Origin of the sequence: Streptomyces nidicola (genome assembly GCF_050106155.1) — a bacterium.
Taxonomy (GTDB): domain Bacteria; phylum Actinomycetota; class Actinomycetes; order Streptomycetales; family Streptomycetaceae; genus Streptomyces.
In genome coordinates this window covers 8925502-8948259 of the sequence record NZ_JBNBPI010000001.1, presented here as the reverse complement: position 1 = coordinate 8948259, position 22758 = coordinate 8925502, and the positions used below count along the sequence as shown (strand labels likewise).

Here is a 22758-nt window from a genome sequence, read left to right as displayed (position 1 = left end):
TGTTCGGAACCGTAGGGTCGGGCCCGTCGCGTCACTATGGTTCCGGGCACCACAGGGACACGTACCGGTTTCGGTGCCGGACGGATTGCCGGGCCCCGGCGCGTCTGCTACACGCCCCCGCTTCGGCCGGTCACTGCTCGGCGTCGCGGACCAATAGGGCGATCTGTACCCGGTTCTCGACCCCCAACTTGGCGAACAGGCTGCCCGTGTGCGCCTTGACGGTCCCGACGCTGATGCGCAGCCGTTCGGCGATCTCCGGGTTGCCGAGCCCGTCCGCGATGGCCCTGGCGGTGTCGAGTTCGCGCGCGGTCAACGCGGACAGCCGCCTCCGTGCCCTCTCGCGTGATGTGTCGCGGGAGTGCGCGGAGTCCGGTGCGGTGGCTGCCGCGATCACCCGCGCCGTGGCCGCGGGGGACAGCACGGGTTGGCCGTCCGCGACGGTGCGCACCGCGTCGACGAGGTGCGCGGGCCTGGTGTCCTTGAGGACGAATCCGAGAGCTCCCGAGCGCAGCGCGCCCAGCACCAGCTCGTCGGAGTCGAAGGTGGTCAGCATGAGCACCCGCGGAGGATCCGGCCGGCCGAGCAGTTCCCGGGTCGTGTCGAGACCGTCGCGTCCCGGCATCCGTACGTCCATCAGCACGACGTCCGGCCGCAGCTCCTCGGCCGCCGCGAGCCCGCTGTCGCCGTCGGCCGCCTCGCCGACGACGGTCAGGTCGGGTTCGCCGTCGACCACGAGCCGCAGTGCCATCCGGACGAGTTCCTCGTCGTCGACGATGAGGACGCGTACCGGCTGCTGTCGGCTGTTCACTCGTGCCCTCTTTCGCCGTGGTGCTTCGCGTTCGGCCAGGGTAGGCGTGCCGTGAGGACGTATCCATGGTCGGACGTGGGGTGGTGGTCGAGTTCGCCGCCGGCGAGGGTGATGCGTTCGCCGAGGCCGAGCAGGCCGTAGCCCGAGCTCGGCGGTGGTGCGGTGCCCGTGGTGGCCCGGGAGTTGCGGACCGTGACGTGCAGGGTGTCGCCGGGCGTTCCGTCCAGCGTGATGTGCACACGGGCTCCGGGAGCGTGTTTCGCGGCGTTGGTGAGTCCTTCTTGGACGAAGCGGTAGCAGGTGCGCCCCAGGGCGTCGGGCGGGTTGCTTGTCACGGTGGTGGTGTAGTCGACATCCACCCCGGACGAGCGGGCGTCGGCCACCAGGTCCGGGATCCGGTCCAAGGAGGGCTGCGGTGGTTCCGGTCCGGCCGGGTCGGCGCGGAGCACCCCGAGTACGTCACGTAGTTCCTCGAGTGCCTGCCGGGAGCCGTCGGCGATGCCGCGGACCAGTGTGCGGTTCTCCTCCGCCGGCAGATCGGCGCGGTGGTCCAGGGCTCCGGCCTGCATGGCGACCAGGGAGATCCGGTGTGCGAGCACGTCGTGCATCTCGCGGGCGATCCGGTTGCGCTCCACCGCCCGCACCTGTGCCACGCGGGCGGCGTGCTCGCGCTCCATGCTGTCCGCCCGGTCCCGCAGCGAGCGCACTTCGACGCGCCGCGCGCCGATGGCCATGCCCACGGCCACCGCGATCCCCGCGGCCAGCGCCGGGAGCACGATCTCGAGCCACCACGAGCCCTCCGGCGTCCGGATCGCGTAGACCCGGTCGGTGAACTGTCCCCCGGTCACGTAGGCGAGTACGACGGCCCCGATCTCCAGGGGGCGGCGGCGGGCGGCGACCGAGCCCAGCGCCCACAGGGCCGCTCCGGCGGCGGCCGCCGAGACGGTCGCCGCGGCCACGACCGTGAGGGCGACGGCGACCGGGAAGCGCCGCCGCCACAGCAGCACCGCGAGACATCCGAGCGCCACCAGCGGATCGCCGAGGCGGAACCAGGTTCCCGTCCCGCCGCCCTGCCAATGCACCGCCACACCGGTGTAGAGCCAAGCGACCGCGCCCACGGCCGCGGCCGCCAGCAGCCGCCAGGTCTGCTGCCACGCTCCGAGGCGCGGCGAGAGGTCCGTGTTCACCCGGCAATTATCGCGAGGGCAACCCGCCGGTACGTCCGACCTGAGGCGGGTGCGCCTATGACCAAGGTCGAAGACGGGCCGGGCCGCCGGGCCGATGTGCGGGCCGCGCCGGACGGCGAGAGTCGTTCACGCGCCGTGCCGACCGGATCCGCCGTGCGCTCCCCCATGTCATCTCCTCAGGAGGAAAACAGATGCGCAGAAGGCCCCTGTCCCTCGCCCTCGCCATCCTCACGGTCGCGGCGACCGCGACGACCGGCGCGTCGGCGGCGACACCGGACACCGAGGCGGGAGCGGCGGACTCCCCGCGCTGGGGCGCGTGCCCGCAGCAGGACCCGCCGAAGGACTCACCGAAGGACCCGCACCAGAAATCGTCATCGCGCCTCGAATGCTCGACGCTCCAAGTCCCCCTCGACTACGGCGAACCCGACGGCCGGCGGATCGAGATCGCGATCTCCCGTCTGGCGAGCGACAAGCCCGCCAAGCGTCGCGGTGTGCTGTTCGTCAACCCCGGCGGCCCCGGCGGCGAGGGGCTCGACTACCCGGCCCTGCTCGCACCCACGCTGCCGCAGAGCGTGCTCGACTCGTACGACGTGATCGGCTTTGACCCCCGTGGCGTCGGCCGGAGCACACCCGTGACCTGCGACCTGACGCCACAGCAGCGGCAACGCGGCAACTTTCCGCAGTACGCGCACACCGCGGCCGACGTCCTGCGGGAGACGAAGCACGCGCGGACCGTCGCCCGGCAGTGCGCCGCCTCGCGCACGTCGTGGATGCTCCCGCACATCACCACCGCGAACACGGCGCGCGACATGGACCGCGTCCGGGCGGCACTGGGCGCGCCGAAGCTGTCGTACCTCGGTCACTCCTACGGCACCCACCTCGGCGCGGTGTACACGACGCTGTTCCCCGAGCGCAGCGACCGGATCGTGCTCGACAGCAACCTGGGGCCCGACGGCTATGACCGCACCGCCTTCCGGATGCTGGGCCGTGGCATGCAGGACCGGTTCCCGGACTTCGCCGCGTACGCCGCCGCGCACCCCGAGTACGGTCTCGGCGCCACTCCGCGGCAGGTGACCGCCACGTTCTTCCGGCTCGCGAAACGGCTGGACGCACACCCGGTCGACGGCATCGACGGGACGGCGTTTCGCGGGCTGACCTTCGACCGCCTCTACAGCGACGCCCTCATGCCGACGCTGGCGAAGGACTGGCAGGCGCTCGACCAGGGCAAGCCGCCGTCGCCCGCCCCGTCGGCGCCGGAGAACCTCATGGCCGCCTGGCTCCACGTGCTCTGCAATGACACCCGCTGGCCGAGGCAGGTCCGTGACTACCAGCGCGACGCGGCGCTCGACCGCCTCAGGTACCCGATGGTGGGCGGGTCCACCGGAAGCATCGGCCCGTGCGCGTACTGGCCGGACCAGCACGCCGAGCCACCGGTGCGCATCACCGACCGGGGCCCCTCGAACGTCCTGATGGCGCAGAACGAGCGGGACCCCGGGACGCCACTGGCCGGGGCGAGGAAGCTGCGCCAGGCCCTCGGCAAGCGGGCCACGATGGTGACGGTCGATCAGGGCGGCCACGGTGTCTATCCGTTCGGCCGCAACACGTGCGCGAACGACACGGTGACCGCGTTCCTGACCACCGGACAGCGCCCGTCGCGGGACCTCGCGTGCGCTGCCGAGCCGGGCAAGTGAAGGGGGCGCGCACATGATCCGGGAATGGCGGCGGGGACGGGCCCTGCGGCGTGTGGAGCCGGGCGACGGGCGTCCGTTGAAGCGGTTCCGTTGGTGGCAGATTCCGTTCCGGGCGCTGTTCCATCTGCCCCTGACGCTCCCCGACGGTCGGCAGGAGGTGTACTCCGTCGACGTCAGGCACGGCCAGAACCAGTCGTCCGGCAACGTCAGGGCCCGCCTCTACCTCGGCGGCAGGCTCCACTCGCAGTCCCGGATCCCCGCCGTGCTGCCCGTGCCCGGCGGCGTCGTCGAGGTCCGGATGAGCGGCTTCGGGCTGAAGCGCTGCCACTACGTCACCGATGACGGGGCCGAGTATCAACTCACCCCGGACCCCGCCTCGGCCGAGGGACGCCGGGCGCGACTCGACCGGTCTCACCCCGCGCTGAGCCGCTGCCTGGCAGCTATCTCGGTGCTCGTCCTCGTCGCCGCGCTGGCCCTCCTCGTGCCGCAACTCGTCGAACAGCTCACGGCGCCGCCCCCCATCGCTGAACACACCGGCCGGTTCCACTCCCCCGTCGACCTGTCGAAGTGGGGCAACATCGCGGTCGGTATCGCCACGGCGGTGGCCAGCACGGAGCGGGCGCTGCGGTTGCGCTACAGCCGGCTGCTCGACGGCGCGGCGGGCTGAACGAGCAGACACCATCCGGCGGCGCGGCCGGTCAGCGCGCGGGCGGCACCGTCGACGCCCTCGGGATCAGCCGCAGCGGCAGCTCCCGATGGGCGGCGGGGTCGGCGTCCGGGGCCGCGATCAGGTCCGTGACCATGCCGCCGGCCACCGCACCCAGGCTCACCGGGTCCTGCGCCACGGTGGTCAGGCGGGCCCACTCCGCCACCGGATGGTCGTCGAAGCCCACCACGGAGAGCTGTTCGGGGACCTCGATCCGGGCCTCGCGCAGGGCCGTGAGCAGGTCGAGCGCGAGTTCGTCGGTCTCGGCGAAGACCGCGGTGGGCGGGTCGGCGAGGGTCGTCATGTCCCCGATGGCCTCCAGCGCCGAACGCCGTCCGTGCGGCACCTCGCGTACGAGGGCGGGTTCGGTCCCCGCCTCGGCCAGGGCTTCGAGGCATCCCGTCCTGCGCTGCCGGGAGCTGTAGGTGAAACCGTCGCTCCGGCTGCCGCAGAGGTACGCGATGCGGCGGTGGCCGAGGGTGAGCAGATGCCGGGTGGCGGTGCGGCCGCCCGCGACATCGTCCACGTACACGCTCGGCCGGCCCTCGACCTTGCGGCTGACGTACACGACCGGCATGCCGAGGCCGTCGAGGCGGGCCGTCTCCTCCTCGGTGAGGTCGAAGCTGAGCACCATCAGCGCGTCGGCGTTGCGCCGGGCCGGGAGCCGCTCGAAGAAGGCCTTCCGCTCGGCCAGTTCGGCGACGGGGTAGATCAGCAGATCCAGGCCCGCGCCGCTCAACTGCGTGCTCAGGCCCTGCAATACGCAGCCCACGAACCAGGAGGAGAGCGTGGGGGCCAGCACCGCGACGTTGCCCGTGCGTCCCGTGACCAGCGAGGACGCCTGGCGGGACACCACGAACTCCAGCTCCCTCGCGGCCTGTTCGACACGTTGGCGCGCGTCCGGCGAGACGGTGGACATGCCGCGCAGGGTGCGCGAGACGGTGGAGACCGAGACCCCGGCCCGCTCGGCCACGTCGGCCATCGTCGGGTATCGCTGGTCGGATATCGGCATGGCGGGAACGTAGCACGGTGGTGACACGCGTCGACAGACTCCTGAGAACGTTGTCTCCAACTCCGGTCTGTGCAGACCCATTGACCGTGCCGGACAGCTCTGCCTAGCGTGCAAGCGTTCTCAGGAAGTTGTCAGCGATGGGTCAGCCGCCACCTCGGCAGGAGCAACTCCCCATGACATTGAGCCGTAGAAGAACCCTGTCCTCCTTGGGTATCGCTGCCGGTACCGCCGCCGCTGCCCCGCTCGTCCCGGCCTGTTCGCGGGCCTCGGCCACTCCCCCGGATCCGGCCGAGGCACAGCAGGTGCCGCGCGGGAAGACGACCATCGACTGGTGGTACAGCTCGGTGGCCGCCAAGGACGGCGGTGATCTGGCACCCCGTCTGATCAGCGCTTTCCGCAAGCGGTATCCGCAGATCTCGGTGAACATCATCAAGGCGCCGGCCAGCACCGACACCCAACGCTCGGCGCTGTCCACCCAGTTGGCGGCCGGCAGCGCGAGCCCGGACGTCTACCAGGGTGACATCACCTGGGCCGCCCAGTTCGGCGCCGCCTCCTTCGCGCTGCCGGTGGAGTCGCTGCTGGACGAGGAGGAGTGGCAGCGTTATCCCAAGGCCCTGCTCACCTCGCTCGGTTATCAGGGTCACCGGTACGCCTTTCCCCTGTACCAGGACCAGCCGTACCTCTACTACCGCCGCGATCTGCTGCACAAGCACGGGCTGCGGGTGCCGCGCACGTGGGAGGAGCTGATGCGTACCGCACAGCGGGTCCAGCGGGCCGGGGACATCAAGCACGGCTTCGTCTGGCAGGGCAATGTCTACGAGGGGATGACCTGCAACGTCACCGAGATCCTCGCGGACGCCGGCGGCCAGGCGCTGTCTCCCGACGGCAGCCGCGCCACCTTCGCGGGGCCGGCCGCCGAACGGGCCCTCGGCCTGATGCGGGACCTGGTGACCAGCCGCGTCTCCCCGTCCGCCGTCTCCACGTTCATCGAGCAGAACACGATCGACGACTTCTCCGCCGGCCGCTCGCTGTTCCTGCGGAACTGGCCCTACGCGTGGGGAGTGGTCGCCAACCCGGACTCCTCCTCCGTGGCCGGGAAGGTCGGCGCCGCGCTGCGTCCCGGCTTCGAGGGGCGCGAGGGCGGCCTCGGCTGCCTGGGCGGCTGGTGCAACTACCTCAACCCGCACTCCCGCAAGCTGGGCGCGGCCGCGGCCTTCGCCAAGTTCATCGCCCAGGAGGGTCAGATGGTTCTCGCCGAGCACGGCGCGCAGCTGCCCACGACCCGCGAGGCCCTCAACAGCCGCTGGATCCGCGGCTCGAAGAACCCCGTCTACGCCCTGGCACCGGAGATGAAGCTCGTCGCGCGCCCGACCCGCAATCCGTCGTACCCGCAGGTGAGCAAGGCGATCTATACGCATGCGAACCGGGTCCTCACCGGTGTGCCGGTGGCCCGTGCGGTCGCCGACGCGCAGGACCAGCTGACCGCCGCGCTCGCCGGGGAGTCGCTGTGACGGCCCCGGTGCGGCAGTCGCGTCCCCGCCCGGACGCGGCGACGAGCGTGCCGGGTTCCGCGCCGTCGGGTCGGGCGGACGATTCGAGTCTGCGGCGCCGCAAGGCACGGACCGGGTGGCTGTTCACCGCTCCGACGCTGGTCGTGGTGGCTCTGGTGACGCTCTTCCCGGTGCTGTACTCCGTCGTGACCAGCTTCGCCAAGATCCGCTTCACCTTCGGCGGCATGGAGGTCCAGGAGTGGACGGTCGCCAACTACGCGACGATGTTCTCCAGTTCCGCATGGTTGGACGCGCTGGTGTTCACCGTGGGCTACACGCTGGGCACGGTGGCGGTCGAGATCGTGCTCGGCATCGCGGTGGCGGTGCTCCTCGAGCGTCTCGAGGCGGGGCGCGGCTGGATCCTGGCGCTGCTCCTCATCCCCTGGTCGCTGATCACCGTCGTCTCGGCGCAGCTGTGGGCGTATCTGTACGACGCCGGGTACGGGGCGGTGACCTGGCTGTTCGGCCTGGTCATGGATGCGCCGCCGGTGATCCTCGGCAAGCCCGTGCCGGCCATCGCGGGGCTGGCGGTGGCGGACATCTGGAAGACGACCCCGTTCGTCGCCGTGATCATCCTGGCCGGCCTGGTGAAGATCCCTCAGGAACGGTACGAGGCGGCAGAGGTGGACGGCGCCAACGCCTGGACGACGTTCCGCCTGGTGGTGCTGCCCGCGCTGCGGCCGGTCATCGCGGTGGCGGTGCTGTTCCGCGTCCTTCAGGCCTTCGGCATCTTCGACCTGCCGTTCGTCCTCACCCAGGGCGGTCCCGGCACGGCCACGCAGTCGCTGGCGATCCTCGGCTACAAGGCGCTGTTCCAGGACCTCAACGTCGGCCTCGGGGCGGCGATCGCCACGGCGACGGGGGCGCTGGTGGCCATCGGCTGTCTGCTGTTCCTACGGGCCTTCAAGATGCAGGTGGACGAGGGAGGGGTGGGCCGATGAGCCGCCGCGGACGACAGGCGACCGGCGTGCGGCGCTGGCTGAACGTCGTGAACATCGGGGCGTTCGTCCTCGTCATCGTGGTCTCCCTGCCGCTGCTGTGGATGGCGGTGACGTCCTTCAAGTCGGAGGCCGAGCTGGGCGCCTCGCCGCCCTCCGTGCTGCCCAAGGACCCCACGTGGGCGCATTACGCGCGGGCGCTGACCTCGGCCGGCTTCGACCGCTATCTCCTCAACAGCGCGGTGGTGTGCCTCAGTGCCACCGCCATCGTCCTCGGCCTCGGCCTGTTCTCCGGCTACGCCCTGGGCAGGCTGCCACTGCGCGGCCGCGGCCCCATCATGGTGGCACTGCTGATGATCTCGGTGTTCCCGACCATCGCCGTGGTCACCCCGCTCTATCTGGTCGAACGCCGGCTCGACCTGCTCAACAGCTACTGGGGCCTGATCATCCCGTACGTCGCCTTCCACCTGCCGTTCGCGGTGTGGATCCTGCGCAACTCGCTGCTCGACATCCCCCATGAGCTGGAGGAGTCGGCGACGGTCGACGGCGCGTCCCCGGTCCGCACCCTCCTGTCGGTGATCCTGCCGCAGGCCAGGCCCGCCCTGTTCACCGCCGGGGTGTTCACGTTCACCGCCACCTGGACCGAGTTCCTGATGGCCCTGACCTTCAACTCCGCCGACGACTTCCGCACCGTGCCGGTGGGCATCGCCCTCTTCTCCGGTGTCTACGAGATCCCCTTCGGCACGATCTTCGCCGGTGCCATGGCCGCGACGGTTCCCATCGCGCTCCTGGTGCTGATCTTCCGCCGCAGCGTGCTCTCCGGTCTGACCGACGGCGCGGTCAAGGGATGACTCTGCGGCCGCCTTCCTCCCCCACCACCCGACAACGTACGGAGTCCGCATGACCAAGCACACCACGGACCGCGCTCCCCACACCGTCGACAACTCCCCGCAGAACGCCGACTGGTGGCGTCAGGCCGTCGTCTACCAGATCTATCCGCGCAGCTTCGCCGACTCCAACGGTGACGGCATCGGCGACCTCGTCGGCATCACCCGCCGCCTCGACCACCTCGCCGATCTGGGCGTGGACGCGATCTGGCTGAGCCCGTTCTACCCGTCGGAGCTGAAGGACGGCGGCTACGACGTCGCCGACTACCGGGATGTCGACCCGCGGCTCGGCACCCTCGACGACTTCGACGCCATGGTCGCCGAGGCGCACCGCCTCGGCCTGAAGGTGTTCGTCGACATCGTCCCCAATCACACCTCCGACCAGCACGTCTGGTTCCAGGAGGCGCTGGCGTCCCCGCCGGGCTCGCCGGCCCGCGCACGCTATGTCTTCCGCGACGGCTCGGGCCCCGACGGCTCGCTGCCGCCCACCGACTGGGAGGCCAGCTTCTCCGGCAACGCCTGGAAGCAGGTGCCCGACGGGCAGTGGTACCTGCACCTGTTCGCCCCCGAACAGCCCGACCTGAACTGGGAACACGACGACGTACGGGCCGACTTCCAGGAGACCCTGCGGTTCTGGTCCGACCGCGGCGTCGACGGCTTCCGTATCGACGTGGCCCACGGCTGCGCCAAGGACCTGTCCGGGCCGCTGGCCGACATCGGCCGCCCTCAGTACAAGGGCATCCACGACGACATGCCGCCGGGCACCCACCCGTACTGGGACCGCGACGAGGTGCACGAGATCTACCGGGACTGGCGGGCGGTCCTCGACTCCTACTCCCCGCCGCGCGTCGCCGTGGCCGAGGCCTGGGTGACCAACTCGCGCAGGGTGCTCTACACCCGCCCCGACGAGCTGCACCAGGCCTTCAACTTCGAGTTCCTGTCGGCCCCTTGGCGCACGCCCGACCTCGCGAAGGTGATCTCGGAATCGCTGCACGCGGCAGGATCGGTGGGTGCGACGGCGACCTGGGTGCTGTCCAACCACGACGTGGTCCGGCACGCCTCCCGCCTCGGCCTGCCGCCGGGCACCGACCTGGAGGCCTGGCTGCGCGCCGACGGCCGCTCCCCCGAGCCCGACCGCGAACTCGGCCTGCGCCGCGCCCGCGCGGCCACCCTGCTGATGCTGGCCCTGCCCGGCTCCGCCTACATCTACCAGGGCGAGGAGCTGGGCCTGCCGGAGGTCGCCGACCTGCGCGTCGAGGACCTTCAGGACCCGGTGTACGGACAGTCCGGCGGCCGCCGCAAGGGCAGGGACGGCTGCCGCGTGCCACTGCCCTGGGACACTGAGGGCCCCTCGTACGGCTTCGGTGACGCGCCGGGCTGGCTGCCGCAGCCGGAGGGCTTCGGCGCCCTGTCGGTGGCGGCCCAGGACCGCGACCCCGACTCGCACCTCGCGTTCTACCGTACGGCGCTGCGCCTGCGCCGCGAGCTGCTGCGACCGGGGGCGCCCGGCAGCGAGGTACTGGGCGAGGCAGGGATGGCGGAGGCCGAGCAACTGCTGCACTTCACCCGCTCCGGCGGCTGGGAGTGCGTGGTGAACGTCGACGGCCCGCCCGCCCATCTCCCGCCCGGCGAGGTCCTGTTGGCGAGCGGCCCCCTGACGGAGGACGGCCTCCTGCCTGCGGACACGGCGGTGTGGCTGCGGGCGGCCGGCAGTGACACCGCCGCCGGGGGCGAGGGCTGACGGATCGGTGGGCGGCCACGCTTTCGGGCGGCCGCCCACCGGTGTCATCGGCGTACGGTGACGACGACCCGCTGGTAATGGGTGAGCGCGGGTGTGCCGTCGTCGGTGGCCTGGAGGATCAGGTGGACGGTTTGACCGGGCTCGGCATCCTTCGGGACCGTGAACCGTGCAGCCCCGCCGTCGCGCCGCGTGATCCCGACCGTCCCCGGACAGGTGCCCGCCTCCCGGTACTGCCACCACTTGAGGGTGACCGCGTCGCCGTCGGGGTCGCTCGCCCGAGGCGTGAGGGTGAATGACTCGCCTGGACGGGCGCTGATGTCGAGGCCCTGCGGGACGCGGGCGCGGGGCGCGTGGTTGGCACCCTCGGGGCCGCCCACCGTCCACCGCAGCCGGGCGGCGAAGTCGTTCTGGATCGCCGAGAACCAGCGCGCGGCCGCGTAGTCGCGGGGCTTCGCGCCCGTCTCGTCCGCGTCCTGCGCACCCGCGTTGGACCACCGGTGGGCGTCGTCCGGGTCCACGATCTGTCGCCCGCCCCAGCCACCCCATCGGGGGTCCTGCCAACTACGCAGCCCGTTGTCGAGCAGGAGCGCGAAGTTCGAGGAGTCGCCCTCGGAGATGAACGCGCCCTTGGCCTGCGGCGGTGTCCAGACCGTGTAACCCATGGCCTTCAGCTCCTCGGCCGTGTATCCGCTCAGGCCGAAGTAGTCCTCGTTGTCGAATCCGGCAGCCATCTGCTTGCCGTCGCCCCAGACCCGGTAGGCGGCGCCCATCGGGCCCACGCCGCTGACGTTCGCCTTCGTCCATGGGGCGGAGAGGTAGTGCGCGTCTTCGGGGCGGGCCACGTCCCGGGCGCCGTAACCCCATATGGAGGTGGCGACTTCACGGTTCTGGAGGTCGGGCCAATGGAGCTTGATGTACTTCTCGAACGTGGTGTCCTGCTGGCCGAAACTGGTGATGACCGCCTTGTTCACGATCTTCTTGTGGACCGCGCGCCACCGGTGCGTGCCCCGGTACTCGTCCTCGATCGATTTGAGCGCCCGCGCGATGGTGTTGGGCCCGCCCCATGCCTGGAGGAACACCTGACCCGGCTTGTCGTCGAGCAGGACCCGCTTGATCAGGTCGGAACCCTGGGTGTCGGTCGCCATGTCTCCCACGTCGGCGACATTGCCCGTGGCGACGAGTGAGCGCAGGTGGCGGGGCGTGGGGTATCGCGGGTCGTTGCGTACAAGGTTCGGGTAGGCCTTGGCGTACGCGTCGACGGCCTGGTCGATGTGCAGCCGGTCGCCGGGCTCGGGCCAGCGGTGCGGTTCGATGCCGCGGGCGGGGTCGCCTCGATAGTGGTGCCGGCTGGAGGAGTACACCAGGCCGGCGAGGTCGAGTTCGTTGCTGTAGAGCAGCATGCGCAGCATCGAGTTCAGGTCGTCGAGTTCGGGGTCGGTCGTCACGATGGTGCGCGGGCGGGCGGTGTGCTCCGTTCCGGCGGACGTCGTGACCCGCGTAGTTCCTGATACGGCGGCTGCCGCGGGGGGCCCGGCCGCCGCCATGGGCAGGGTCAGACCGATCACGGTGACGCCTGCCACCAGCATTCGTCTGTTCACGTCGCCGACTCCTCGATGAGTTCCGCGTGCGGTCACGTGCGCGAGCGTGGTCACGGTACCCGCTCCTGAACGTTCTATCGATGGTGAATTTCCATTCACCCACGTAATCGACGGAAGTCCCCGGCCTCCCCAACTGGCCGTCCAGAGAGTCAAGATGAGTGCCCACACACGCCTTGACACCACTCCACGCCCCTCCGTACGGTCCGCTACATGTCCAATCGTGAGCGCATAGACATTCACCCCCATGCGTCCGATCCGGTGTACGGCGCGGGCGTCTGGCACTTCGCCACCTATGTCGACCGCTACGCCACGGACGGCTACGGCGAGCCCCGCACGGCCCTCGACGCCATCAAGCTGGCCGGCGCCGTCGGTGACCTGTCGGTGCTCGACCTCAACTGGCCTTTTCCGCCGGGCGACATCAGTACGGAGGAGGTCAAGGGCGCGCTCGCCGAACAGAATCTGCGGGCCATCGCCGTGACCCCGGAGTTCTACACCGGCAAGTTCGCCAAGGGCGGCTTCACCAACCCCGATCCCGCCGTGCGCCGCCAGGCGATCGAGCTGGTGGCCGGCGCGGCCGAGGTGGGACGCGAACTCGGCGTGGAGTACGTCAAGTTGTGGCCGGGACAGGACGGCTACGACTATCCGTTCCAGGCCGACTACACCGACCTGTGGGACAAGTCCGTGGGCGCCGTCCGTGAACTCGCCAAGGCCTACCCCGACTTGAACTTCGCCATCGAGTACAAACCGCGCGAGCCGCGCAACCGCATGGTGTTCTCCTCCGTCGCACGGACCCTGCTGGCCATCGAGGACATGGGCGTCGACAACGTCGGCGTGCTGCTCGACTTCGGGCACTCGCTGTACGGGGGCGAGACCCCGGCGGAGGCCGCGCGCATGGCGATCGCCCGCGACAGACTCTTCGCCATCGACGTCAACGACAACTTCCGCGGCTGGGACGACGACATGGTCGTCGGCTCCGTACACCTCCTGGAGACGTTCGAGTTCTTCTACGCGCTGCACGACGCGGGCTGGGAGGGCGTGTGGCAGCTGGACCAGTTCCCGTTCCGTGAGGATCCCGTCGAGGCGGCACGCACCGGGATCCGCACGATGCGCGCCTTCCACCGGGCGCTGGGCTACCTGGACCGGGAGGAACTCGCCGCGCGCCAGGCCGCACAGGACGGACTCGGCGCCCAACGCATCGCGAAGCGTGCCCTGTTCCGGGCGCTGGCCGAGAGCGAGGCGCCGTGACGGCCACCCTGGAGGCCGCCCCGCCGCTGCGGGTCGACGAGGCGGCGGCCGACGCGTACCGGCAGCGCAACGCGCGGCTGCGGTCCGCGTCCCCGGACGCGGCCGCCGCGGAACTCGCCCGGATCTCCACCGCTGTACGCCGCGACATCCTCACCACCATTCAGGCCGCCGGCATGGGGCATGTCGGCGGCGACCTGTCGGTGACGGATCTGCTGGTGACCGCGTTGTGGGGGACGCTGCGGGTCGAACCGGCCGATCCGTGCGCACCGCTGCGGGACAGGTTCGTCCTCAGCAAGGGACACTGCGCCGCCGCCCTGTACTCCACGCTCGCCTCCTGCGGCTTCTTCCCGCGGGCACGGCTGACCGAGTTCATGGCTCCGCTGTCACCGCTCAACGGTCATCCGGCACGCCTCAAGGTGCCGGGCGTCGAGACCAACACCGGCCCGCTGGGGCACGGTTTCCCGGTCGCGACCGGTTGTGCGCTCGGCGCCCGGATCCGGGGCGAGGACTGGCGCACACTCGTCGTCCTGGGCGACGGCGAGATGCAGGAGGGCAGCAACTGGGAGGCCGCGATGACCGCCGCCCACTACGGCTTGTCCAACCTGACGGCCGTCGTCGACCGCAACCGGCTGCAGCAGGGCGCCCGCACCGAGGACACCAAGAGCCTCGAGCCGCTGAACGAGAAGTGGGCGAGCTTCGGCTGGGAGGTGCGCGTGATCGACGGCCACGACCACCGGGCCATCAAGGAGGCATACGCGCCGTCCACCACGGGACGCCCGGTCGCCGTGATCGCCAACACCGTGAAGGGGAAGGGTGTGTCGTTCATGGAGGACCGCGTCGAGTGGCACCACAAGGTGCCGACCGACGAACAAGTCGCGCTCGCACTCCAGGAGTTGGGCCGATGACCGCCGTGGCCGAACAGGCGCCGACGTACGACTGCCGCGCGGACTTCGCCGACGAGCTCGCCGCCCTGGCCCGCGCCGACGAGCGCATCGTCGCCGTCTGCAACGACTCGGTCGGCTCCAGCAATCTCGTGGCGTTCCGCGAGGAGTTCCCCGACCGGCTCGTCAACGTCGGCATCGCCGAGCAGGACATGGTTGGCGTCGCGGCGGGCCTGGCCAACGCGGGGTTCATCCCCTTCGTGTCCGCCGCGGCGCCCTTCCTGACCGGCCGCGCCCTGGAGCAGATCAAGGCCGACATCGCCTACACCCACCGGCACGTGGTCCTGTGCGGGCAGAGCCCGGGCATGGCCTACGGGGAGCTGGGCCCCACGCACCACTCCATCGAGGATCTGTCGTGGCTGCGCGCGGTGTCGGGCCTGGGCGTCGTCGTTCCGGCCGACCCTGCCGAGACCCGCGCCGCGGTGCGCTGGGCAGCCGCGTCGGGCACACCCACGTACCTGCGGATCCCGCGGTTCAAGGTGCCCGCCGTCACCCCATCCGATACGGCGTTCACCATCGGCAGGGCCACGCGCCTCACGGACGGAACCGACGTCACCGTCATCGCGGTGGGCACGATGGTCTCGCGCGCGATGGAGGCGGCCGAGGTCCTTGCCGATGGGGGGATTTCGGCTCGGGTGCTCAACATGGCGTCCGTGGAACCGCTGGACACCGAGGCCGTCGTGGCCGCGGCCCAGGAGACCGGTGGCATCGTCACCGCGGAGGAAGGACTGCTGTCCGGTGGTCTCGGCGCCGCGGTGGCGCGCGTCGTCGCCGAGCAGTGTCCCGTCCCCTTCCGCATGCTCGGCGTGCCGGCGTTCGCCCCGACGGGGAGCACCGCGTTCCTGCTGGAGCACTTCGGGCTGACCGCCCAGGGCATTGCCGCCGCCGCGCGCCGGACCCTGGGCCGGGCGTGAGCACGATGGCCGGAGCCAGGACCAGAGCCGAACACATACTCGCCGTCGACCAGGGCACGAGCTCCACCAAGGCACTGCTGCTCGACGCGTCCGGAGCCGTGGTGGCACGGTCGGGCGTGCCCCTCACCCAGACCCATCCGGGCCCCGGCCTGGTGGAGCAGGACGCGTCGGCGATTCTCGACAGTGTCCGGGCGGCGGTCGCCGCCTGCATGACGGAGGTGGGGCCGGGCGCCGTGGCCGGCCTCGCGCTCAGCACCCAGCGCGAGTCGGCCGTCCTGTGGGACGCCGACACCGGGCTGCCCGTCGCCCCGCTCGTCAGCTGGCAGGACCGGCGGGGCATCGACAGGGCGGCCCGCATCGAACGGGCGGGGATGAGCGGGGAGGTGCGGCGGCGCACCGGCCTCCCGCTCGATCCGATGTTCTCCGCCCTGAAAATGGCCGCACTCCTCGACGCACACGATCCGGCGCGCTCGCTCAGTAAGGTGGGCCGGCTGCGGCTCGGCACGCTCGACGCGTTCCTGCTGCACCACCTCACCGGGCAGCCGGTCACGGAGATCGGCAACGCCTCGCGCACCCAGCTGCTGGACCTCACCACCGGCGACTGGGACGCGGAACTGCTCGCGCTCTTCGGCATACCGCGAGCGGCGCTCGGCCGCGTCGTCCCCTCCGACGGGCCGTTCGGCGAGGTCGAAGGCGTGGCGGGCCTCGACGGGACGCCCGTCCTGGCAGTCCTGGGCGACTCGCACGCCGCGCTGTTCGCCCACGCGGGCTGGCGGCCCGGCATCGTCAAGGCCACGTACGGCACCGGGTCCTCGGTCATGACCGTGACCGGGACACCGGACGAAGCCGGCACCGTGTGCACCACCATCGCGTGGCAGACGCGGGCCGCCGGGAAGCCGACGTACGCGCACGAGGCGAACATCCGCTCCGCGGGCCGCACCCTGACCTGGCTGGCCGACCTCCTCGGCACCACCGCGGAGCAGCTCATCGAGTTGGCGGGCGGCACCGACGAGGCCGCGGACGGCGTGACGCTCGTCCCCGCCTTCGGCGGCCTCGGCGCCCCCTGGTGGGATCCGGTGGCCGTACCAGTGCTCGCCGGCTTCGACCTCGGCACCGGCCGGGCCGAACTCGCCCGCGCGGCCGTGCGGTCGGTGGCCCATCAGGTGGCCGATGTCCTGGCCGCGCTGCCGCCCGTGCGCCGCGTGGTCGCCGACGGCGGACTGAGCCGCAGCGACACCGTCATGCAGTTGCAGGCCGACCTGTCGGCCGTGGCGGTGGCCCGCACGCGGCACCACGAGCTGTCCGCCGTCGGAGCCGCACAGCTCGCAGGCCTCGGCCTCGGCCTGTGGACGACCGAGACGCTCGAACAACAGGCGGACGACGGCCTGACGGTCTTCTCCCCCGCCTGGGACGACACCCGACGCCGCGAAGCCGTCAAGCGCTGGCACCGGCACCTCGCAGCCGCCCGCGACCTCGGGACACGCGGAAAGTAGAGGACCCTTCATGGCACCCGGACACCCCATCGACCAGGAGAGGAGCACCGTGAGCGGCCCCACGTGGCTGACGCTCGGCCGCGGTTGCGCCGCCGCGCTCGTGCTCCTCGCCCTGGCCATCGGCCTGAGCACCACCTACCGGTCGCCGGACGCGGCCCGCGCCGCCGGAAAGCCGACGTTCCGCCCGGCGACGTACGCGAAGCAGACCTACGAGCCGAAGGTCGTGCCCGCGATCAAGAAGAACGCCGTGGCCGTCACGACCCTGCACAAGGCGATCACGGCCGACGCCGCTGCCGCCGGCAAGCGCTACGGCCACCGCTCGGGCACCGGACCGTACAGCTACGCCGTCACTGTGACCGGCACGGCCGGCAGCGCACGCGGCGGGCTGCTTCGGGTCGCCGTCCCCGGCCTCGACAAGGCGCGCGTCTCCGTGCAGATCGGCCCGGCCGTCAACGGCACGGCGCTGCGGGACGCGCCCGGCTTCATCAGCTTCGGCCAGTTCACCAATCAGGTCGAGTACGCCGACGCGGCGACCGCCCTGAACGCGGCGATGAAGGCGGACGTACTCGAGTCCTTCGACGCGGCGGGGGCCAAGGGCAAGAAGGTCACCGTCGTCGGCGCGGTGACACCGCTGACCGCGGATGTGCTCACCGTGACGCCCGTCTCGATCGAGCCGGCGTCATGACGGGGCCGGGAGCAGCCGCGCGCGGCACATCCGTGCTGCGGGCCGCCGAGATCACCAAGGTGTACGGGGGCACGCAGGCCCTCCAGGGGGTTTCGCTTGACATCGCCGCGGGCCGCACCACGGTGCTGTTCGGCGAGAACGGGGCGGGCAAGTCGACCCTGATGAAGATCCTCAGCGCCGTCGAGGCGCCCAGCACCGGTCACATCGAACTCGACGGTGAGGCCGTGGCGTTCGGGTCGGCGCGCGTGGCCGCAGACCACGGCGTCTCGATCATCCACCAGGAACTCAGCCTCTGCCCGAACCTCACCGTCCTGGACAATCTGTTTCTCGGCCGTGAACACACGCGGTACGGCGGCACCGTCATCGACCGCAAGGATCAACGCGCCCTGGCACAACAGATGTTGGGACGGCTGGACGGAACGCTCGACCCCGGCGCCATGGTCGGCGAACTCCGTCTCGGCCAGCAACAGTTGGTGGAGATCGCGCGCGCCCTGCTGCAGCGGGCAAGGGTGCTCATCATGGATGAGCCGACCTCGGCGCTGAGCGCCCCCGAGGTCGAGGTGCTCTTCCAGGTGATCGGCGATCTCAAGGCGGAGGGTGTCGCGATCGTCTACATCTCCCACCACCTGGAGGAGGCACTGAGCATCGCCGATGATGTCGCCGTGCTCCGCGACGGGCGGATGGTGGCCACAGCAGTCGCTGCCGACGTCGACCTGGCGTGGGTCGTGCGCACGATGGTCGGCCGGGAGCGGGCCGCCCTGTTCCCGGACCGTGCACCGGCTCTGGGGGACATCGCGCTGGACATCGAGGAGCTTTCCGTCGCCGACCCGGCGAGCGCGGACCGGCTCGCCGTCGACGGCGTCTCGCTCACGGTGCGCGCGGGCGAGACGGTGGGCGTCTACGGGCTGATGGGCAGTGGCCGCACGGAGCTGCTCGAATGTCTCGCGGGCCGTCTCGCGCCCGTGTCGGGCGTGGTGAGGCTGCACGGTGAACCTCTCGCGGGCGGTATCCGAGAGCGCATCGGGGCCGGGCTCGCGCTCGTTCCCGAGGACCGCCAACGGGACGGCCTCGTACCGTCGATGACAGTGGGTCAGAACCTGTCGCTCGCGTCGGTGGCGGGCTTCGTGCGGCGGCTGCTTGTCGACCGGCGGGCGGAGTCCACCGCCGTCGACGCGATGATCGACGACGTCACCGTGAAGACACCCGGGGCCGACGCCCCCATCGGCTCGCTCAGCGGCGGCAACCAGCAGAAGGTCGTCATCGGCAAGGCGCTGATGACAGGCCCCCGCGTCCTGCTCCTCGACGAGCCCACCCGCGGAGTCGACGTGGGCGCCAAGGCCGACGTCTTCACGATGATGGCGCAGCAGGCCGAACGCGGTCTCGCCGTCCTGTTCACCACGTCCGAGGCCGAGGAGGCCCTGCACATCCCCGACCGTCTGCTGGTCCTGGTCCGCGGCCGCCTCGTGGCCGACGTACGGCCCGGCGACCTCACCCGCGACCGCCTGATGAGCCTGGCCGACGGGGCCGAGGCCACGGACCCCGATGAGGCACACCATGTCTGACACCACCGTGGCGCAGACCCACGACCAGGACCACGAGACCGTCGTCAAGCAGCGGCAGGAGGTGGCGGCGCAGGCCCGCCGTCTCAGGACACTGGACTCGCTCTTCGAGCTCCGTGCCTTCATCGCCCTCGGTGTGCTGATCGTCGTCTTCAGCCTGCTGTCCGACTCGTTCCTGACCGTCGACAACGTCATCACCATGACCAAGCACGTCGCCATCAACGCGATCCTCGCGCTCGGCATGCTCCTGGTCATCCTCAAGGGCGGCATCGACCTGTCCGTCGGCTCGACCGTCGGCCTGTCCGGGGTCGTCGCCGGTGAGCTCCTGCAGGGCCTGCACCTCGGCCTGTTCGACGTGGTCGCCTACCCGCAGGTGTGGGCGGTCGTCGTGCTGTGCGTCGCGGTCGGCGCGCTCGTCGGCACGGTCAACGGCATCCTCATCACGCGCCTCAACGTCGCCCCGTTCATCGCCACCCTCGGCATGCTCTACGTGGCACGGGCCACCGCCATGCTCATCTCGGGCGGCACCACCTACCCCGACCTGGGCGGCTCCCCCGCCACCCACAACACCGGCTTCGACTGGCTCGGGCAGGGGCGGCCCCTCGGCCTCCCGGTCGCCGTGTGGATCATGGTGGTGCTCGCCGCGCTCACCGCGATACTGCTGCGCTCCACGCCTTTCGGCCGCTGGCTCTACGCGACCGGGGGCAACGAGCGCGCCACCGAGCTCAGCGGCGTCCCCGTCAAGCGCGTCAAGCTGATCGCCTACGTCGTCTCCGGGGCCTGCGCCGCCATGGCGGGCCTCATCATCGCCTCCGAACTCACCTCGGCCGCACCACAGGCCGGTGACACCTTCGAACTCAACGCCATCGCAGCCGTGGTCATCGGCGGCGCCGCACTCTCCGGCGGCAGGGGTAACGTCCGCGGCACGCTCGTCGGCGCCTTCGTCATCGGCTTCCTCGCGGACGGTCTGGTGATCCTCGGCGTATCGACGTTCTGGCAGATGCTGATCAAGGGCGCGGTCATCATCGTCGCGGTCATCCTCGACCAGAGCCAGCAGCGCTTCCGGCGGCGCAGGGCGGCGGCGTCCGCCGTCGCGGTCGCCGCCCGACGCGACACGTCGGACACCTGAACTCCGCACCACGCCGAGCCCGTTCCCGTACGACGCCGTTCCCAGGAGCCCTCTCATGCACCAGGCCAAGCACAGCCACCGCCGTCTCCTCAAGAGTGCCACCGCCCTCACCGCGGGTCTCCTCCTGCTGACCGCGTGCGGTTCGTCGGGAGACTCGGACGCGTCCGACTCCTCGAAGCCGAAGCCGAAGTCGGACTCGGCCGGCAAGCTCGTCGCGATCATCACCCCCTCCCCCGACAATCCGTTCTTCAAGGCGGAGGCCGAGACGGCGCGGAAGAAGGCCAAGAGCCTCGGCTACACGACCTCGGTCGCCTCGCACGACGACGACCCCAACAAGCAGAGCGAGCTGATCGACGCCGCGCTCTCCCGCAAGGCCGCCGCGATCGTCCTCGACAACGCCGGGGCCGACGCGTCGATCGGCCCCGTCCGCAAGGCCACCAAGGCGGGCGTCCCCGTCTTCCTCATCGACCGCGAGATCAACAAGACCGGAATCGCCAAGGCGCAGATCGTCTCCAACAACGCGCAAGGGGCGCAGCTCGCCGCCCAGGAGTTCGTCAAGGGCATGAAGGGCAAAGGCAGTTACGTCGAACTCACCGGCAAGGAGTCCGACACCAACGCCGGTGTCCGCTCCAAGGGGTACGCCGATGTCATCTCCCAGTACCCGGACATGAAGCGGGTGTCCCGGCAGACCGCCAACTGGGACCAGCAGGAGGCGTACACGAAGATGGAAACGGTCCTGCAGCGCTATCCGAAGCTCAAGGGTGTCATCGCCGGCAATGACACCATGGCGGTGGGCGCGGTCGCGGCGCTGAAGTCCGCCAAACGCACGGGAGTTGTCGTGGTCGGGCTCGACGGTAGCCCGGATGCGATCGCCCAGATCAAGGCCGGGACCATGCGGGCGACGGCGCTTCAGCCGGCGGCGCTCGGCGCGCAGCGGGCGGTCGAGCAGGCCGACAAGTTCATCAGGACCGGGAAGACGGGGCAGCCCGAGAAGCAGGCCATCGACTGCGAGCTGGTCACCAAGGCCAACGCGGACGAGTTCGGCCTCTTCGCCCGCCGCTGAGCGGTCCGCCGGGCGGGCCGCGCCGGAGCGCCCGGCCGCCCCGGCCCCCGCCGCCCATCTGCGGCGATAGCATGACGAAACCCGGTCGGGACACGGAACGAGAAGGAGGCCGCGCGGTGGCGGGAGCGACGACGCCGAGCCCGGACCATGTCCGGCTGCTGGTCAAGGTGGCCCGGCTCTATCACGAACGCGGCGTGCGGCAGCCCGAGATCGCGGCCCGCCTCAACCTGTCGCAGCCCCGGGTCTCGCGACTCCTGAAGGAGGCGGTGGATCGCGGCGTGGTGCGCACGGTCGTGATGTCCCCGGAGGGTGTGCACGCGGAGTTGGAGGACGCGCTGGTCGAGCGGTACGGGCTGCGCGACGCGCTCGTGGTGGAGGTCGAGGGTGCGGGCCCCGAGGTGCTGCCCGCACTCGCCTCGGCCACGGCCACCTACCTCGACGCCACTCTCACCGGCGGTGATGTCATCGGCATCTCGTCCTGGAGCGCCACGCTCCTGGAGGCGGTCAACGTGATGCGCGCCAAGACGCCGTCCGTGGCCCAGGAGGTGGTCCAGCTCCTGGGCGGCACCGGCAGCCCGGAAGTACAGCTGCACGCCACGCGTCTCACCAGCCGGCTCGCCGAACTCACCGGCGCAAGGCCGGTGTTCGCGCCGTCCGCGGCCCTTGTCGGCAGCAGCGAACTGCGAGACCTCCTGGTGCAGGAACCCGCCATGGCCGAGGCCATCAAGGCCTGGTCGCGCCTCACCCTGGCGCTCCTCGGCATCGGCACCCTCGAACCGTCCCCGCTCCTGCGCCGCTCCGGAAACGCGATCCCGCCCGAGGACCAGCGGGCCCTCAAGAAGCTCGGCGCGGTGGGCGACGTCTGCGCCCGCTACTTCGACAGCGCGGGCGAACCGGTCGATGCCCCGTTCAACAACCGCGTCCTCGGCATCGACCGGGACCAACTCCGCGCGGTGGAGCGCCGGGTCGGTGTCGCGGGCGGCCTGGACAAGGTGGCGGCGATCCGTGGGGCGCTGCGCGGCGAGTGGATCAACATCCTGATCACCGACGTCGAGGCGGCGCGCGAACTGCTCGCGCAGTGAGTACGCCGCCGCCCCCGCCCCTCACATCCCCTTCGCGCCCTCCCGGATCGCCTCCCGGATCCGGAAGTACGTGCCGCACCGGCACACGTTGCGGATGCCGTCCAGGTCGGCGTCGGTGATCGCGCGGCCCTCCTCCTTCGCGCGGCGGACCACCGCGACCGCGGCCATGATCTGGCCGGGCTGGCAGTAGCCGCACTGGGCGACGTCCTGGTCGAGCCAGGCCTGTTGCATCGGGTGCAGGTCGGCGTCGACCGTGTCGGCGAGGCCTTCGATGGTCGTCACCTCGTCGTCGGAGGCCAGTGCCTTGACGGGGATCGAGCAGGGGTTGACGGCCTTGCCGTTGAGATGGCTGGTGCAGGCCTTGCAGACGTTGATGCCGCAGCCGTACTTCGGGCCTGTGACGCCCAGGATGTCGCGCAGCACCCACAGCAGGCGTACGTCGTCCTCTACGTCGACCGTCACCTGCTCGCCGTTGACGCGAAAAGTGTGCTTGGGCACGGGGGTTCCAGTCTCCCTGATTCGTCGGTGG

The 22758-nt window shown here is 71.0% G+C and carries 20 protein-coding genes; 15 read left to right on the top strand and 5 right to left on the bottom strand.

Translation table 11 applies throughout. From position 1 onward, the window contains the following. Positions 1-130 precede the first annotated feature (130 nt). Positions 131-808: a response regulator gene (locus tag ACOKM3_RS40380; protein WP_426906269.1), complete on the bottom strand. Its 678-nt coding sequence runs from the start codon at positions 806-808 to the stop codon at positions 131-133. Next, complete coding sequence (locus ACOKM3_RS40375; RefSeq protein ID WP_426906268.1) at positions 805-1995, bottom strand: sensor histidine kinase; 1191 nt, start codon at positions 1993-1995, stop codon at positions 805-807. The genes ACOKM3_RS40380 and ACOKM3_RS40375 overlap by 4 nt, the downstream gene beginning before the upstream one ends. Positions 1996-2186: 191 nt before the next feature. Between ACOKM3_RS40375 and ACOKM3_RS40370 the strand changes: the two genes are divergently transcribed. Then, positions 2187-3686: an alpha/beta hydrolase gene (locus tag ACOKM3_RS40370; protein WP_426906267.1), complete on the top strand. Its 1500-nt coding sequence runs from the start codon at positions 2187-2189 to the stop codon at positions 3684-3686. 13 nt (positions 3687-3699) lie between these two features. Further along, complete coding sequence (locus tag ACOKM3_RS40365; protein WP_426906266.1) at positions 3700-4353, top strand: hypothetical protein; 654 nt, start codon at positions 3700-3702, stop codon at positions 4351-4353. A 31-nt stretch (positions 4354-4384) separates the two neighbouring features. Here ACOKM3_RS40365 and ACOKM3_RS40360 read toward each other — a convergent pair whose 3' ends face one another. Next, on the bottom strand, positions 4385-5404 hold the full coding sequence (locus tag ACOKM3_RS40360) for a LacI family DNA-binding transcriptional regulator (protein ID WP_426906265.1): 1020 nt from the start codon (positions 5402-5404) through the stop codon (positions 4385-4387). Between the two features lie 206 nt (positions 5405-5610). Between ACOKM3_RS40360 and ACOKM3_RS40355 the strand changes: the two genes are divergently transcribed. From ACOKM3_RS40355 to ACOKM3_RS40340, 4 genes are read left to right on the top strand one after another with little or no spacing between them, the layout of a single operon-like run. Next, a complete protein-coding gene (locus ACOKM3_RS40355; RefSeq protein WP_426906264.1) occupies positions 5611-6915 on the top strand; it encodes an extracellular solute-binding protein in 1305 nt (434 codons plus the stop codon). Continuing rightward, positions 6912-7895, top strand: coding sequence for a carbohydrate ABC transporter permease (locus tag ACOKM3_RS40350; RefSeq protein WP_426906263.1), 984 nt, complete (start codon positions 6912-6914; stop codon positions 7893-7895). Before ACOKM3_RS40355 ends, ACOKM3_RS40350 begins: the two co-directional genes overlap by 4 nt. Next, on the top strand, positions 7892-8743 hold the full coding sequence (locus tag ACOKM3_RS40345) for a carbohydrate ABC transporter permease (protein WP_426906262.1): 852 nt from the start codon (positions 7892-7894) through the stop codon (positions 8741-8743). The genes ACOKM3_RS40350 and ACOKM3_RS40345 overlap by 4 nt, the downstream gene beginning before the upstream one ends. A 49-nt stretch (positions 8744-8792) precedes the next feature. Continuing rightward, a complete protein-coding gene (locus tag ACOKM3_RS40340) occupies positions 8793-10520 on the top strand; it encodes a glycoside hydrolase family 13 protein (RefSeq protein WP_426906261.1) in 1728 nt (575 codons plus the stop codon). 44 nt (positions 10521-10564) lie between these two features. On the opposite strand, the gene ACOKM3_RS40335 is transcribed toward ACOKM3_RS40340, so the two are convergent. Beyond that, positions 10565-12118, bottom strand: coding sequence for a DUF1593 domain-containing protein (locus tag ACOKM3_RS40335; RefSeq protein ID WP_426906260.1), 1554 nt, complete (start codon positions 12116-12118; stop codon positions 10565-10567). Between the two features lie 210 nt (positions 12119-12328). On the opposite strand from ACOKM3_RS40335, the gene ACOKM3_RS40330 reads away from it, so the two are divergent. The 9 genes from ACOKM3_RS40330 to ACOKM3_RS40290 all read left to right on the top strand — a co-directional run bounded on the left by ACOKM3_RS40330 (position 12329) and on the right by ACOKM3_RS40290 (position 22229). Continuing rightward, positions 12329-13363 carry a sugar phosphate isomerase/epimerase family protein gene (locus ACOKM3_RS40330; RefSeq protein ID WP_426906259.1) on the top strand — a complete coding sequence of 345 codons (1035 nt, stop codon included), beginning with the start codon at positions 12329-12331 and terminating at the stop codon, positions 13361-13363. After that, positions 13360-14268, top strand: a complete 909-nt coding sequence (locus ACOKM3_RS40325) for a transketolase (protein WP_426906258.1) — start codon at positions 13360-13362, stop codon at positions 14266-14268. The genes ACOKM3_RS40330 and ACOKM3_RS40325 overlap by 4 nt, the downstream gene beginning before the upstream one ends. Continuing rightward, entirely contained in the window at positions 14265-15218 is a 954-nt protein-coding gene (locus ACOKM3_RS40320; protein ID WP_426906257.1) for a transketolase family protein, read from the top strand. Before ACOKM3_RS40325 ends, ACOKM3_RS40320 begins: the two co-directional genes overlap by 4 nt. Before the next feature lie 5 nt (positions 15219-15223). Beyond that, a complete protein-coding gene (locus tag ACOKM3_RS40315; RefSeq protein ID WP_426907017.1) occupies positions 15224-16711 on the top strand; it encodes an FGGY-family carbohydrate kinase in 1488 nt (495 codons plus the stop codon). 49 nt (positions 16712-16760) lie between these two features. Next, entirely contained in the window at positions 16761-17396 is a 636-nt protein-coding gene (locus ACOKM3_RS40310; protein ID WP_426906256.1) for a DUF2291 family protein, read from the top strand. Continuing rightward, positions 17393-18958, top strand: a complete 1566-nt coding sequence (locus tag ACOKM3_RS40305; protein ID WP_426906255.1) for a sugar ABC transporter ATP-binding protein — start codon at positions 17393-17395, stop codon at positions 18956-18958. The genes ACOKM3_RS40310 and ACOKM3_RS40305 overlap by 4 nt, the downstream gene beginning before the upstream one ends. Then, positions 18951-20084 carry an ABC transporter permease gene (locus ACOKM3_RS40300; protein WP_426906254.1) on the top strand — a complete coding sequence of 378 codons (1134 nt, stop codon included), beginning with the start codon at positions 18951-18953 and terminating at the stop codon, positions 20082-20084. Before ACOKM3_RS40305 ends, ACOKM3_RS40300 begins: the two co-directional genes overlap by 8 nt. 55 nt (positions 20085-20139) lie before the next feature. Continuing rightward, the gene (locus ACOKM3_RS40295; protein ID WP_426906253.1) at positions 20140-21147 is read left to right on the top strand and encodes a D-ribose ABC transporter substrate-binding protein; all 1008 of its coding nucleotides are present in this window, start codon (positions 20140-20142) and stop codon (positions 21145-21147) included. A 116-nt stretch (positions 21148-21263) separates the two neighbouring features. Further along, entirely contained in the window at positions 21264-22229 is a 966-nt protein-coding gene (locus ACOKM3_RS40290; RefSeq protein WP_426906252.1) for a sugar-binding transcriptional regulator, read from the top strand. A 21-nt stretch (positions 22230-22250) separates the two neighbouring features. Here the strand turns inward: ACOKM3_RS40290 and ACOKM3_RS40285 are convergent, their stop codons facing one another. Then, positions 22251-22727, bottom strand: coding sequence for a (2Fe-2S)-binding protein (locus ACOKM3_RS40285; protein ID WP_327674490.1), 477 nt, complete (start codon positions 22725-22727; stop codon positions 22251-22253). Positions 22728-22758: the final 31 nt, after the last annotated feature.

Excerpts from the sequence above, each read along its gene's own strand:
- ACOKM3_RS40360 (WP_426906265.1), bottom strand. The coding sequence starts at position 5,404 with ATGCCGATATCCGACCAGCGATACCCGACGATGGCCGACGTGGCCGAG.
- ACOKM3_RS40365 (WP_426906266.1), top strand. The coding sequence starts at position 3,700 with ATGATCCGGGAATGGCGGCGGGGACGGGCCCTGCGGCGTGTGGAGCCG.
- ACOKM3_RS40340 (WP_426906261.1), top strand. The coding sequence starts at position 8,793 with ATGACCAAGCACACCACGGACCGCGCTCCCCACACCGTCGACAACTCC.
- ACOKM3_RS40295 (WP_426906253.1), top strand. The coding sequence starts at position 20,140 with ATGCACCAGGCCAAGCACAGCCACCGCCGTCTCCTCAAGAGTGCCACC.
- ACOKM3_RS40305 (WP_426906255.1), top strand. The coding sequence starts at position 17,393 with ATGACGGGGCCGGGAGCAGCCGCGCGCGGCACATCCGTGCTGCGGGCC.
- ACOKM3_RS40320 (WP_426906257.1), top strand. The coding sequence starts at position 14,265 with ATGACCGCCGTGGCCGAACAGGCGCCGACGTACGACTGCCGCGCGGAC.
- ACOKM3_RS40345 (WP_426906262.1), top strand. The coding sequence starts at position 7,892 with ATGAGCCGCCGCGGACGACAGGCGACCGGCGTGCGGCGCTGGCTGAAC.
- ACOKM3_RS40330 (WP_426906259.1), top strand. The coding sequence starts at position 12,329 with ATGTCCAATCGTGAGCGCATAGACATTCACCCCCATGCGTCCGATCCG.
- ACOKM3_RS40315 (WP_426907017.1), top strand. The coding sequence starts at position 15,224 with ATGGCCGGAGCCAGGACCAGAGCCGAACACATACTCGCCGTCGACCAG.
- ACOKM3_RS40300 (WP_426906254.1), top strand. The coding sequence starts at position 18,951 with ATGTCTGACACCACCGTGGCGCAGACCCACGACCAGGACCACGAGACC.
- ACOKM3_RS40370 (WP_426906267.1), top strand. The coding sequence starts at position 2,187 with ATGCGCAGAAGGCCCCTGTCCCTCGCCCTCGCCATCCTCACGGTCGCG.